13 protein-coding genes are annotated in these 13578 nt (G+C 66.0%); 6 read left to right on the top strand and 7 right to left on the bottom strand.

Annotation, left to right across the window (positions count from 1 at the left end):
* Positions 1–268: 268 nt before the first annotated feature.
* The 3 genes from R2N03_RS02275 to pedF form a co-directional block, all read right to left on the bottom strand.
* Complete coding sequence (locus R2N03_RS02275; RefSeq protein WP_316654723.1) at positions 269–787, bottom strand: hypothetical protein; 519 nt, start codon at positions 785–787, stop codon at positions 269–271.
* A 1-nt stretch (position 788) separates the two neighbouring features.
* A complete protein-coding gene (locus tag R2N03_RS02270; RefSeq protein ID WP_316654721.1) occupies positions 789–1676 on the bottom strand; it encodes a substrate-binding periplasmic protein in 888 nt (295 codons plus the stop codon).
* A gap of 112 nt (positions 1677–1788) precedes the next feature.
* Positions 1789–2274, bottom strand: coding sequence for a cytochrome c-550 PedF (gene pedF / locus R2N03_RS02265; protein WP_316656514.1), 486 nt, complete (start codon positions 2272–2274; stop codon positions 1789–1791).
* 260 nt (positions 2275–2534) lie between these two features.
* On the opposite strand from pedF, the gene R2N03_RS02260 reads away from it, so the two are divergent.
* On the top strand, positions 2535–4547 hold the full coding sequence (locus tag R2N03_RS02260) for a sigma-54-dependent Fis family transcriptional regulator (protein WP_316654719.1): 2013 nt from the start codon (positions 2535–2537) through the stop codon (positions 4545–4547).
* Here the strand turns inward: R2N03_RS02260 and R2N03_RS02255 are convergent.
* Positions 4488–5474: an alpha/beta fold hydrolase gene (locus tag R2N03_RS02255; protein WP_316654717.1), complete on the bottom strand. Its 987-nt coding sequence runs from the start codon at positions 5472–5474 to the stop codon at positions 4488–4490. The genes R2N03_RS02260 and R2N03_RS02255 overlap by 60 nt on opposite strands.
* A gap of 103 nt (positions 5475–5577) precedes the next feature.
* Between R2N03_RS02255 and pqqA the strand changes: the two genes are divergently transcribed.
* From pqqA to pqqE, 5 genes are all read left to right on the top strand, one after another.
* Positions 5578–5652: a pyrroloquinoline quinone precursor peptide PqqA gene (gene pqqA, locus R2N03_RS02250; RefSeq protein ID WP_012355514.1), complete on the top strand. Its 75-nt coding sequence runs from the start codon at positions 5578–5580 to the stop codon at positions 5650–5652.
* Between the two features lie 133 nt (positions 5653–5785).
* Positions 5786–6703, top strand: coding sequence for a pyrroloquinoline quinone biosynthesis protein PqqB (pqqB, locus tag R2N03_RS02245; RefSeq protein ID WP_316654715.1), 918 nt, complete (start codon positions 5786–5788; stop codon positions 6701–6703).
* Positions 6700–7410, top strand: coding sequence for a pyrroloquinoline-quinone synthase PqqC (gene pqqC / locus R2N03_RS02240; RefSeq protein WP_316654713.1), 711 nt, complete (start codon positions 6700–6702; stop codon positions 7408–7410). Before pqqB ends, pqqC begins: the two co-directional genes overlap by 4 nt.
* Complete coding sequence (pqqD, locus tag R2N03_RS02235; protein ID WP_316654712.1) at positions 7391–7663, top strand: pyrroloquinoline quinone biosynthesis peptide chaperone PqqD; 273 nt, start codon at positions 7391–7393, stop codon at positions 7661–7663. Before pqqC ends, pqqD begins: the two co-directional genes overlap by 20 nt.
* Positions 7635–8819 (top strand): pyrroloquinoline quinone biosynthesis protein PqqE, encoded by a 1185-nt coding sequence (gene pqqE / locus R2N03_RS02230; protein WP_316656504.1) that lies wholly within the window; start codon positions 7635–7637, stop codon positions 8817–8819. The genes pqqD and pqqE overlap by 29 nt, the downstream gene beginning before the upstream one ends.
* 73 nt (positions 8820–8892) lie before the next feature.
* Here the strand turns inward: pqqE and R2N03_RS02225 are convergent, their stop codons facing one another.
* The 3 genes from R2N03_RS02225 to R2N03_RS02215 all read right to left on the bottom strand — a co-directional run bounded on the left by R2N03_RS02225 (position 8893) and on the right by R2N03_RS02215 (position 13557).
* Complete coding sequence (locus R2N03_RS02225) at positions 8893–9219, bottom strand: c-type cytochrome (protein WP_316656502.1); 327 nt, start codon at positions 9217–9219, stop codon at positions 8893–8895.
* Between the two features lie 86 nt (positions 9220–9305).
* A complete protein-coding gene (locus R2N03_RS02220; RefSeq protein ID WP_316654709.1) occupies positions 9306–11060 on the bottom strand; it encodes a PQQ-dependent methanol/ethanol family dehydrogenase in 1755 nt (584 codons plus the stop codon).
* A 205-nt stretch (positions 11061–11265) separates the two neighbouring features.
* Positions 11266–13557 (bottom strand): TonB-dependent receptor, encoded by a 2292-nt coding sequence (locus R2N03_RS02215; protein ID WP_316654707.1) that lies wholly within the window; start codon positions 13555–13557, stop codon positions 11266–11268.
* Positions 13558–13578: the final 21 nt, after the last annotated feature.

Below are 13578 nucleotides of genomic sequence, written 5' to 3'. Positions count from 1 at the left end.
GCGCGCCACCTTCTTATGGCTTCGTCGCACGCATGGCGCGGCGCGAAGATCCATCGCCGCCGGGCTTTTCCATGCGACGAACAACAAACTGCGAATGTGGATGGCCAAAGGAAGGCGAACGCCGTTGCCGCCTCGCCGCGTCACACCGGCGCGATGGGCCCGGAGCCAATGCTCCTCTTGGATTCATCATCGCCAATGCAGACACCGGAGCCTTGTTGCAGGTCAACAAGTCGCGGCACGCACGCCAGCCGTCGGCCGGGTACGGATATCAGGACAGCAGTGGAGGGCCTTGCGCTGGCTGCGGCCGATTGATGCGATCGCGCCAGCGTGCCAGAGCAGGCACGGGCCGGTAGGCAGGTCGCCACAGGGCGGCACAGGCAAGCGCGGCCAGCAGGAGGAAGGTCAGCGCAGAGACGCCAGGCGCCGCTGCGGCAAAAAGAAACGCCGCCAGATCGAGCGGGCGAAGGGCGGGATCGACGTCGACCTCGAGCGGCTCTTTGTTCAGCATCGCCACATGACGGCCCGTCGTCTCGGCCCCGGGGGAGAGAGATGCATCGTGCGGCGATCTCAACGCGAGGGAATGAGAATCAACCGCACCAGATAGCGCGGGATGCACGTGCAGGCCAGTTTGTTTCGGAGTTCCGAGGTGGCCGTGCAGAAGCGGGCTCAGCAGTTGGGTCAACACGATGACCAGCAACAGCATGGCCCGAAGCGAGTAGCTTGGGATGGCACGCGGCATCCGCGCATTGTAGGGCATTTCGTGCGCGCGGTTGTTGCCGCCCGACAAGCTAGGGCGCCACCATCGATACCCCGTACTGCGCGAAGATGCGCTGCAGCTCGCCGCTGGCGCGCAGCGCATTGAGCGCACTCTCCAGCGATTGCGCGAGTTCAGGCTGGTCTGCCTTGACCGCCATGCCGACCGCCCAACCATGCGCCGGGAGCAACGGCGACTGCAATTCGGCGGCTGCAAACCGCGTAGCGGACTGACCGCCCGCCTTCAGCGCGCTTTCATATTCGGAACGCATCACCATTACGGCAGCGACTTCGCCCGAGAACAGCGCGCGCAGCGCATCGGCGGCGTGCGGGTAGATCTTCACCTTGTCGCGCAATGCCCCCTGTGCGCTCGAGAGCAAGGCGTTGGCGCCTGCCGTGCCGCCCTCGGCGCCGGTCACCTGGCCGCGCAAGTCTTCGAAGCGGCTGACCTGGGGAATGCGGTCGTGGTCGTAGACCAGCACGAATGTCTCGCGGTGGTACGGCGCAAAGATCAGCACCTCGCGGTTCTGGCGGGCAAAGACTGGATCGACCGGCACATGCAGCATCACGTCGGCCGGGCCATACCCGAGGTAATGCCCGCGCCAGACCATATTGCGCAGGTCGTCCGACACGCTGTCGTCGTCGGCGTCGAACGGCAGCAGCGCCGGGGACAGCCCCATCTGCTTGCTCAGCGCCTTGGCCAGCGCGACATCAATGCCGTCGAACTGTTTGCCGACGTTGTCGGAGAACGGCGGCAGGCCCTTGTACAGCGCAATCTTGAGGCTGCCGGTCTGGCGGATCTTCGCCATGTCGGCATGCGCGGGGGCGGCGCCAAGCAGGGTCATGGCGGTTGCCGCGGCAAGCAGCATGCTGACAACGCTGCGGCGGATGCAGGCCGTGACCGGCCGGGGATGGGCGCTCATGGAAACTCTCCTGGCGAAGGGGCGTGACGGCGGCCGTCGTCCGGACCGCGTGGGCAGACCCGCACCGCCGGGCTGCCCGGGGAGCGTGGTCTGCGAAGCCGATGTTGGGGCGTTATTCCTGCACGCGGCGGGATTCGAGATAGGTCTTGATCGACCAGATGGCTTCCTGGCTCAGAACGCCCCCGAACGGCGGCATGTAGACCCGCCCGTCGCGTGTGCGTCCCTTGCGGACGGTGGCCGTGAAGTACTGCGAGATCTCGCCGTAGCAGGCTTCCTTCTTTTTCGCATCGGCCAGCGACATGCAGTCGGCGTCGAGCTTGCGCAGGTCGGGGGCGATACCGCCGGAGATCGCCTCGAGCCCGTGGCAGCGTGCGCAGTTCTGGTTGAACGCGGACGCGCCGATGCGCAGCGCCTCGTCATGTGCACTACCCGTCCTGTATGGATTGTCCTGACGCCAATCCGGCCCCAGTTGCGGTAAGGTGTGCGTGTCTACGGCCTGCGGGGTCACGTCGCCGTGAGCCGTTGCGGTGGCGGGGGCTCCCGCTGCCAAAAGCGCGCAGATGGAAAGCAGCGCGAACAAGTTGCGTGGCGTGTCCAAGAGTGTCTCCTGTTTTGTCGTTGAAATGCGTTTTGCAGGCATTTCTGCAAGAGCCATACCAAGACGGCGGCGGCGGCCAATCCACGACGCACCCTCGCACCGGCGGGCCGCAGAACCGAAATGCGGCTGGCACAGGTGCTCCGGAATGCAACACCCTGGCAAGCGTCTTGCTTCATGGCGCAACACTTCGGGTTCGCGCCTCAGCAAGGGCAACCCGGACGACCCGCGCATAGATCGCGGGCGACTTCAAGGAGACGAGCATGATTTCCCACGCGGCAGCCGCCCAGCGCGCGTCCGAGAACGCCCCTGCCACGTCTGGCGATACGCCGGACAACGATCAGCCAGAACTGATTGCGCAGTCCCACGAGCGGTCCAAGTCATACGGCCTGCGGACATATGAGTCGCCCGACTTCTGCCCGGTGCAGCAAAGCGAGCTGAAAACGCAGATCGAGCGCAGCCAGTCGCTGTTCACGCATGCGCTACCCGTCATGGAGACGCTCTACAGCCAGATCATCAACACCCAGAGCATGGTGATCCTGACGGACACATCGGGGCTGATCCTGCATTCGCTGGGCGATGACGATTTCCTGGCCAGGGCCAGCAAGGTGGCCCTGCAGCCGGGCGCGCTCTGGTCGGAGGAAAGCCGGGGCACCAACGCCATCGGCACCGCACTGGCCGAGGCCCGGCCCACCCTCGTCCATGCGTCGGAGCACTATCTGGAGGCCAACCGGTTCCTCACCTGCTCCTGTGCGCCCATCTTCGACCCGTATGGCAAGACGGTCGGCGCGCTTGATGTGACGGGAGATCATCGCGGCTTCCACAAGCACACGATGGCGCTGGTCCGCATGTCCGCGCAGATGATCGAGAACCAGTTGTTCGCCAACGCCTTCCAGGACGTGGTCTGCATCCGCTTCCACTCGCGTCCGGAGTTCATTGGCACGCTGGTCGAAGGCATCGCGGCGTTCACGCCTGCGGGGCGCTTCCTGTCGGCCAACCGCAGCGGCGAGTTCCAGTTGGGACTGTCGATCCGATCGCTGCACGCGCACACCTTCTCTTCGCTGTTTGGCCTGTCGATGTCGCAATTGATCGACTCGGAGCGCAGCGCACCCGCCGGCGTCCTGCAGCTGCAGTTGCCGAGCGGCGTCAAGGTGTTCGCCCGGGTGGAGTGGAAGCGCACGGCCAGCCCGATCGGACGCGGCGCGATCGGCAGCGACCCCGCTGCCGAGCCCAGCGCGGCGCCGGCAACCCGGCCCTATATGGCGCCGCCGAGGCAACCCGCCAGCCTCGATGCGCTCGACACGGGCGATGCCCAGATCAAGACCGTCATCAGCAAGCTGCGCAAGGTCATCGGCAAGGACATCACCGTCATGGTCCTGGGCGAAACCGGCACCGGCAAGGAACTGCTGGCGCGCGCCATTCATGCGGACAGCCCGCGCCACGCCGGACCGTTCATCGCCGTCAATTGCGCGTCGATTCCGGAGGCGCTGATCGAATCGGAACTCTTCGGCTACGAAGAAGGCGCCTTCACCGGCGCCCGCAAGAAAGGGGGCATCGGCAAGATGGTGCTGGCCAACGGCGGCACGCTGTTCCTGGACGAGATCGGCGACATGCCGCTGCATCTGCAGGCCCGTCTGCTGCGCGCACTGCAGGAGCGCGCGGTGTCGCCGCTGGGCAGCAACAAGCTGATCCAGGTGGATGTGGCCGTGGTGTGCGCCACCCATCGCAACATGCGCGAGATGGTGGCCAGTGGCCAGTTCCGCGAGGACCTGTACTACCGCCTCAACGGCCTGGTCGTGCGTCTGCCGGCATTGCGCGAGCGCAGTGACCTGGACGCGGTGGCGGATACGCTGCTGCGGCAGGAACAGGGCGGCCCGCTGCCCATCAGCGAGCGCGTGGCGCAGATGTTCCGTGGCTACCACTGGCCCGGCAATATCCGCCAGCTCGCCAATCTGCTGCGCACCGCACGGCTGATGGCCGAAGACGCCCCGGAAATCACCGAAGACCACCTGCCGGATGACTTTCTGGAAGACTGGCAAGCGCGGCACGGCACCCAGCCGGCTCCGGTCGCCGCAGGCAGCGCGCAGGTCCAGCCTACGCCCGGGGCGGGCGACGTTCAGCCCAAGCGGCTTGCCGATGTCGAAACCATGGCCATCCTGGCGGCGGTGAAGGCGCACCAGGGCAACATTTCGGCGGCGGCCAAGGCGCTGGGGATTTCACGCAATACCGTCTACCGCAAGATCGACGAGGCCGGTGGCGTGCCGCGCCCCGACTGACCACGCCGCAGCACCGATCGCGGCGCGCAGCGCCCGCACCATGTCCCCCTCCGCAAGGTGCCCGGCTGGAACCCACATCAGCCGGGCCTGCGGGATGACTGCCTGCAGGCGCTGCGCATTGCGCGGGCGGCAGACCTTGTCGGTCCGGCCATGCAACAGCGTGACAGGCAGCCCGCTTCCGCCGATCCGTCCGGCGGCCCTCAGCAAGGTTGTCTTCCCTAACCCGCAGCGGCAAACCAGGTAATGCGCCTGGAGCTGGTATTTGCGCAGCAGTGCCATCTGCTGCGGGCGCGACCCACGGTGCGCGGGCGGCAACCCCAGCAGGCGCCGCTCGGCAAGCTGCCACTGCGCCGCAGTGTTCCATTTCTGAGCAGTTGTACCAGCCTGCAACACTTTTGCCGTTGCCAGTAGGCGCCCGCGCGCCCCGGGATGGCGCTCGCCCTTGCGGTCAACGCCACGCAAGAAGGCACGCCCGGCGCCGCGCGCATCGAACAGGGCCTGCACATCATCGAAGCCCGTGAGGAAGGCGCCGCGCAACACCAGGGCGGCCACTGCATCAGGAAAGCGCGCCGCATAGGCCAGTGCCAGCGCTGCGCCCCACGAGCCGCCGACCACGCCCCAGCGCTCGATGCCGAGCGTGGTGCGCAGTTGCTCCAGATCAGCCAGCAGCGCGGTCAGCGTATTGCGCCGCCGTGACCCGGCCGGGCGCGACCGGCCGGCGCCGCGCTGGTCGGGCAGCACCGCCCGATGCCGCAGCGGGTCGAACCAGCCTGCCATGGAAGGCTGGCACCCGCTTCCGGGGCCGCCATGCAGCACCAGCCAGGGCTCGCCGTCGTGCGGACCGCATTGCCGCACGTGCAGGCGGTGGGCATCGGGCGTATGCAACGTAAAGCAGACCGACGTTGCCGGCCACACGGGTGCGGGCATGGATGTTGCCTCCTGAGGATGCGGTTGCGCCGGGCACGACGCCGGTCAACCGTTGAACGATCGAAAGCAAATCACCAACTATGCCAACCCTCAAGGAGGAGACATGACCTGGACGACGCCCGCCTATACCGAACTGCGACTGGGATTCGAGATCACCATGTACATCGCCAATCGCTGATGTCGGACGACTGAACGCGTAGTTCTCTCCGAGCCCGCCCGCTGTCTACGGCGGGCTTCTTTTTTGTCTGTCGGCGCGGCCAGCACCTGGCCGGCTTCTTGCTCAATCCGTCCGACACTGTTGACCTTGCATCATGACGACACTGAAGGTTCTTGGCTCGGCCGCTGGCGGGGGCTTTCCGCAGTGGAACTGCAACTGCCGCAATTGCGATGGCGTGCGCCAGGGCACGCTGCGCGCGACGCCGCGCACGCAGTCTTCCATCGCGCTTGGCGACGCGCACCAGAACTGGATCGTCGTCAACGCATCGCCGGACATCCTGGCGCAGTTGCGCGCCACCCCGGCGTTGCAACCCGCACGCGCGCCGCGCGATACCGGCATCGCGGCCGTGCTGCTGATGGACGCGCAGATCGACCACGTGACCGGCCTGCTGATGCTGCGCGAGCACCGGCAGCCGTTGCCCGTCTATGCCTCGGCAGCCGTGCTCAGCGATCTGTCCACGGCGTTTCCGCTGACCCGCATGCTGTCGCACTACTGCGGGCTCGACACGCGCGCGCTGGCGCTGGATGGGACTGCGTTTTCGATCCCGCCGCTGCAGGATGTCGCGCTGACCGCCATCCCGCTGGAAAGCAAGGCGCCGCCCTACTCCCCGAGCCGCAACGCACGGCGCCTGGGAGACAACATCGGCCTGCGCATCGTCGATCGCAAGAGCGGCCGGCGCGCCTTCTACGCACCCGGTCTCGCCCGCATTGAACCGCACGTGTTCGACGAGATGGGCGCGGCGGACGTCGTCCTGGTCGACGGCACATGCTGGCACGACGACGAAATGAAAGACCTTGGCTTCTCTGCCAAGACGGCGGCCGACATGGGACACCTTGCGCAGTCCGGTCCGGGCGGCATGATCGAGACGCTCGACCAGCTGCCGGCCACGCGCAAGGTGCTCATCCACATCAACAACACCAATCCGATCCTCGACGAAGACTCGCCGCAGCGTCGCGAGCTCGACGCGCATGGCATCGAGGTGGCCTACGACGGCATGGAAATCGCGCTATGACACACCCTGTTGCCTGGAACGCTGAAGAATTCGAAGCCCGGCTGCGTGCGAAGCAGGCGGGTTACCACATTCATCACCCGTTCAACCTGCGCATGCGCGCCGGCGCATGCACGCCGGACGAGATCCGCACCTGGGTCGCCAACCGCTTTTACTACCAGGTGAACATCCCGCTCAAGGACGCGGCCATCCTGTCGAACTGCCCCGACCGCGAAACGCGCCGCGAGTGGATCATCCGCATCCACGATCACGACGGCAACGACACGCAGCCTGGCGGCATCGAGAGCTGGGTGCGCCTGGGCGAGGCCGTCGGGCTCACGCGCGACGCGCTGTGGTCGCACCGGCATCTGCTGCCGGGCGTGCGCTTCGCCGTGGACGCCTATGTCAACTTCGCGCGCCGTGTGCCCTGGCAGGAAGCGGTGTGCTCCTCGCTCACGGAGATGTTTGCGCCGGACATCCACAAGGAGCGGCTGGCGGGCTGGCCCGAGCAGTACCCGTGGGTGCAGCCGGAAGGGCTGGCGTATTTCCGCTCGCGCATTCCGCTGGCCTCGCGCGATGTCGAGCACGGCCTGCGCGTGACGCTCGACTACTTCCGTACGCCCGAGCAGCAACAGCGCGCGCTCGACATTCTGCAATTCAAGCTCGACATCCTTTGGTCGATGCTCGATGCCATTCAACAAGCTCACACCCATGACTGCGTCCCTGTCTGACCCGGCCCGCCCCACGCTGCACCGTACGTTCCGCCTCCAGTGGGAAGACATGCAGCACAGTTGGGTGCTGCTCTATCCCGAGGGGATGGTCACGCTCAACGACAGCGCCGCCGCGATCCTGCAGCGTTGCGATGGAGCCCACACCCTCGACATGCTGATCGACGACCTGCAATCCGCCTTCGGCGTGCAGGGCATCGCTCCGGAAGTCCACGCCTTTGTCCACCATGCACTCGAACGCGGCTGGCTCGTTTGACGCGGCAGCGGAGACGGTCGCGGGCCCGCCGCTCTGGCTGCTGGCCGAGCTGACCTATCGGTGTCCGCTGCACTGCGCGTTCTGCTCCAACCCGGTCGACTACACCCGGCACGACCGTGAACTGAGCACGGAGCAGTGGTGCGACGTCTTCACCCAGGCACGTGCGCTCGGTGCGGTGCAACTTGGCCTGTCCGGCGGCGAGCCGCTGTTGCGCAAGGATCTCGAAACGCTGGTCGCGCACGCGCACCGGCTCGGGTTCTACGTGAACCTCGTGACGTCTGGCGTGGGCCTGACCGATGAACGGCTCGGCGCGCTGCGTGCGGCGGGGCTCGATCACATTCAGCTGTCGTTCCAGGATTCGACACGCGAGCTCAATGACTTTCTGTCGAGCACGCGCACCTTCGATCTGAAACGCCGCGTGGCGGATCTCATCAAGGCGCACGACTACCCCATGGTCATGAACTGCGTCATGCACCGGCACAACCTGCCGCACGTGGGCGCCATCATCGACATGGCACTGGAGATCGGCGCCGAGTACCTTGAGCTGGCCAACACGCAGTACTACGGCTGGGCGTGGGAAAACCGCCTCTCACTCATGCCGACGCTGGAGCAGTTGCGCGACGCCGAAGCGGTGGTCAACGACTACCGCGCCCGCATCGGCAATCGATGCCAGCTGCTGTACGTCGTGCCCGACTATTTCGAGCAGCGCCCCAAGAAGTGCATGAACGGCTGGGGCACGACCTTCCTGGGCGTGGCGCCAGACGGCGTGGCGCTGCCGTGCCACTCCGCACGCATGCTGCCGGGGCTGGTTCTGCCCAACGTGCTGGACACCCCCCTGCGCGAGATCTGGCGGACGAGCGACGCCTTCCAGCGCTTTCGCGGCACCCATTGGATGCCCGAGCCCTGCCGCTCGTGCGACTCGCGCGAAGACGACTACGGCGGCTGCCGCTGCCAGGCCTATCTGCTGACCGGCGACGCGGCGCGCACCGATCCGGTCTGCGGCCACTCTCCCGATCACGCAGCGCTGCAGACCGTTGTGCTGCAGGGCAGGATGGCGTCGATGAACGGCTTCGGGCAGATGCGGGACGCGCGCACGGGTGAGGTCCCCATCCTCTTTCGCACCGACGCCAATTCGCGCCGCTTGGCGAAGTCATAGAAAAAGGGGCGCAGCGCGCGCCCCCTTCAGCGGGATCCCATGCCGGACAGTGCCGGCGTCTCGCCGGGCGCCGTCACGACCCCGCGCTCAGCACCCACGCCACCAGCTGCCGTGCCTCGTCTTCCTTGAGTTCGGGATGCGGCGGCATGGGGATGCGGCCCCAGACACCCTTACCTCCAGCGCGCACCTTCTGCGCAAGCCGGGTGGGCGCCTCTGCATCGCCCTTGTATTTGGCCGCCACATCGACGAATGCAGGTCCGACCACCTTGTTCTGCACGCTGTGGCACGACAAACAACCGCTTTTCTCCGCCAGCGCCTGCATATCGGGCGCTGCGTGGGCGCCAGCCGCGCAGGTTGCCGCCGACACCAGGGTCAGCAGCGAGAACACTCCATTGCGCATGATCACTTTCCAAGACTCCATGACGCTGTCAATTGGCCGCGCCCGGCCGTGCGCCGTTGGGAGCGCACAGCCCGGCGCGGTACGGCTTAGTTCTTGTGCAGCTTGAACACCCAGACCGAGCCGCCCTGCTCCAGGAAGTTCACGCGCTTGGCCACCTCACCGCCCCACAGCGGCACGGCGCCGCCCCAGCCCGAGACCACGGCCACATACTGCTCACCGCCGTCTTCCCAGGTGACCGGCGGTGCAACGATGCCGCTGCCGGTCTGGAATTTCCACAGCTCCTTGCCCGTCTTGGCGTCGGCTGCCTTCAGGAAGCCCTCGGGCGTGCCCCAGAACACCAGCCCGCCGGCGGTGGTCATGACACCACCCCACAGCGGCGCGTAGTTCTTGATTTCCCACTCGATCTTGCCGGTCTTGGGATTCACCGCGCGCAGTGCGCCGATGTAGTCCTCGTTGAGCGGCTTGATGGTGAAGCCCGCACCCAGGTAGGCCGCGCCCTTCTTGTAGCTGACGGGTTCGTTCCAGATGTCCATGCCCCACTCGTTGGACGGCACGTAGAACAGGCCGGTCTGCGGGCTGTACGCCATCGGCATCTGGTTCTTGCCCCCGAGGAAGCCTGGCTCGGCAAAGACCGACTTGCCCTTCTTGTCTTCGCCGGTGGCCGCGGTTGGGTCACCCGGGCGGTGGTCCGGCGCGTAGTTCGGCCGCCCGGTCTTCAGGTCGATGCTGGTGGCCCAGTTGACCTTCACGAACGGGAAGGCATTGAGCAGCTTGCCGGTCTTCGCGTCATTCACATAGAAGAAGCCGTTACGGTCGGCCTTGCCGCCCACGCGCTTGCCGTCCATGTCGAAAGTGATGAACTCGTTGACGCCGTCAAAGTCCCAGCCGTCGTTTGGCGTGTTCTGGTAATGCCAGACGATCTTGCCGGTGTCGGGGTCGAGTGCCAGCGTGGACGACGAATACAGGTTGTCGCCCTTGCGGATGTGGCTGTTCCACGGGCCGGGGTTGCCCGTGCCGAAGTAGACGAGGTTCGTCTGCGGATCGTACGTGCCACCCAGCCACGTCGATGCGCCGCCGGTCTTCCACGTCTCGCCGGGCCAGCTGGCGTTGAGCGTACCGGTCATGCCGTTCTCGGTCTTGTTGCCGTCCTTGTCGTACTTGTAGCCCATGTGGCCTTCGACGGTCGGACGGGTCCAGATCAGTTGGCCAGTCTTGGCATCGCGTGCCTCCACGCGGCCCACCACGCCAAACTCGCCACCGGACACGCCGGTCAGCACCATGCCCTTCACGATCAGCGGGGCGGCGGTGTAGGAGTAGCCGGCGGCGTAATCGTCGATCTTCTCCTTCCACACCACCTTGCCGGTGTCCTGGTTCAGGGCGACGAGCTGTGCATCCAGCGTGCCGAAGATGACCAGGTTGTCGTAAAGCGCTGCGCCGCGATTGACCACATCGCAGCAGGGCATGATGTTCTCGGGCAGGCGCTGCTCATACTTCCAGAGCTTGGCGCCGGTCTTCAGGTCGATCGCATAGATGCGCGAGTACGACGCGGTCACGAACATCTTGCCGTTGTAGATCAGCGGCTGCGCTTCCTGCCCGCGCTGCTTTTCGCCGCCGAACGAGAACGACCACGCCGGCACCAGCTGGCTGACGTTCTTCGTGTTGATCTTGGTGAGCCCGGAGAAGCGCTGCCCCTGCGTGCCCATCCCCCAGGTCAGCACGTCACCAGTCGACTTCGCGTCGTTCTGGATCATCGCGTCAGTGACAGGGGGCGTTGCAGCGTATGCGGCGAGCGTTGCCGTCAGGCTTGCCGCCGCAAGCGTGATCACTCGTAGTGTTCTCATCGTTATCTCCTCTACCTCTCTCGTTGTTGTCAAAGTCCGCTGATGCGCCAGTCGCACCGGACGGCTCCTTGGCAAATCCCATGCCACCCGGCAACCGCGAAAACGCAGCGGTCCCATGCGGCCTGGCGCGTCCGGTTGTGCGCCATGACGCAACACATCACCTGCGCTGTTGCGAAATGGAGCACGCGCGGTGTCTCACGCCGCCCTACTGCCACGCATATCGCAACCCGATCCACACGCTGCGTGGCGCACCCGGCGCGACGAACTGCCCGCTGACCGGGTTCGTGCCATTGAAGGTGTTGTTCGGCCCGGTGAAGGCATTTGCGCCAAGCACACCGAAGCTCTGGTAACGGTGGTTGAACAGGTTCGATACCGTGGCGAAGACCTGCAGTTGCCTCGTGACCTGGTAGGTCGTGTCGAGATCAGCGAGGAAATAGCCGGACAGCCTGCCGTTGGCATCCGCGTTGTTCTCATCGCCGCGCGCGTAGATGCTCCCGCGCCAGACCAGACTGGTACCGATCTTCCATTTGGGCGTGGCGCTGTAGTCGAGCCGGAGCTTGGCCGTGCTCTCGGGGATGCCGGGGATGCGGTCGCCCGGCTTGATGCTGATATTGCCGCCCGCGTCTGCGCTGGAATTGCTCGGGCTGTGCTCCGTCCACGCAGAGCGGTAGGTGGCACTGACGTAGCTGTAGCTGGCGCTGATGCCGAGAGGTCCGGCCTGCGTGCGCCCCGCAAGCTCGAAGCCCTGGCGGCGGGTGCGCCCGACGTTCTGGAAGAAGCCCAGCGTGCTGGCGGCGCCGGCGCTCACGAACTGGATGTCATCGTTGAGCGTCGTGTTGTAGACGGCGGCACTCCACGTGGTGGCCTGGCCCACGCGGCCACGCAGGCCCACCTCGAACGTCTTCGAGACGACCGGCTTGAGCGGCGGATCGGCAATGAAATTGTTGGGCAACGAACACGGTGCGGCTGGATCTGCGCAGGCGAGTTCAATGGCCGTTGGCGCGCGCATGCCCTCGTTATAGGTCGCATAGGCGGTGAGGCCGGGCGTGGGGTTCCAGTTCAGGCCGATGGCGGGGTTGAAGCGCGAGAACGTGTGATCGCCGTCGAGCAGCGGCTGCGCACCGCTGGCATCACGAATGACGGCGCGCGCAACGTTGTAGCGGCCCGCCAGCGTGAGCGTCCACGGCTTGCCGAGCGACAGCGTGTTGTTGAAGTACACGCCAAGGTTGCTGTTGCGCGTCTTCGCATGGGTGGTCTGGGTGAAATCCCCCGTGCCGATCGACGCACGCGCATCGGTAAAGAAGGCGTCCTGCGAGGCCTGGGTGAAGCCGGAATTTGCAAAGTCGGCCGCCGCGCCCACCACCAGTTGATTGTCCCGCCCGGCAATCGTGTCCATGCGCGTCAGTTGCACGCCGGCACCGTAGCTGTCCGTGGAAATGACGGACTGGGCGTTGCGCGACTGCACCGTGTCGACATTCCCGTTTGCGTCAACGCTGCCAAAGTCCTCGTTGACGTTGCTGCTGAGGTTGGCGTTGCGGAAATGCCGGTAATAGACGTTCGCGCTCAGTTGCAGATCGTCACTGAAGGCGTGGTCGCCAGACAGCGTGACGTAGGCCGTGCTGTTCTGGTTCGTGTCCGGGAAGGTGTACGGCTGGGCTGGGTTGCCGAGCCACGCACGCGGGATCGTCTGCGTGCCCTGCAGCGTGTTGTCAGCGCCGCCCATGGAGAGCGACAGCGTGGTGTCAGCGCCGGTGTAGCGCAGCTTGCCGAACGCCTGGCGGATCCGGCTGGCGTTGTGATCGGCCCAGCCGTTGTCGTTCAGCGCGCTGGCACTGACGTAGTAATCGAGTTGGCTTCCGATCGTCCCGCCCTGTTCCGCCTGCGCCGATTTGCGGCCCCAGGAGCCGCCCGATACCTCGGCGGAGCCGCCGCGACTCTGCTTGCCGTTCTTCGTGGCGATGGTGATGGCGCCACCCAGCGTGTTCAGACCGTAGGTCGGATTCGACCCCGGGATCAACTGGATGGTGTCGATCGCCATGCGCGGAATCAGGTCCCAGTTGACCACGTCGCCGAACGGCTCGTTGGCGCGCACGCCGTCGACAAAGACCGACAGCCCCTGCGGCGTACCGAGCACCGGCGATGCGGTAAAGCCGCGATAGTGAAGATCGGTCTGATAGGGGTTGCCCTGCACCTCGTTGATGTCGACGCTGGGCAGGTTCTTCTCGAAGTCGTCGGTGAGGACCGTGCGATGCTGGCTGCGCAGATCGCTGCCGCGCAGCGTCTGCACATTCGCGGAGACCTGCGACAGCGGCGTGCCGACGCCAAGCAGCGGTGTCGTGCCGATGACCGTGGTGGTGGCGAGTGTCAGGAGCGGATCGGTGACCGGTGGCGCGGCCTGAGCCATCGCCAGGGCCGGCCCGCAAGCCAGTGCGCTCGCAGAACACAGGCGCAGCGCGGCATGACGCGACCGATGCCACGGCACGTGGGGGCGGCTCATAGCCGTGTCTCCGGGATCGTT

The organism is Ralstonia condita (assembly GCF_958405655.1).
GTDB classification, from domain to species: Bacteria; Pseudomonadota; Gammaproteobacteria; order Burkholderiales; family Burkholderiaceae; genus Ralstonia; species Ralstonia condita.
This window is presented reverse-complemented; position numbering and strand designations above follow the sequence as displayed.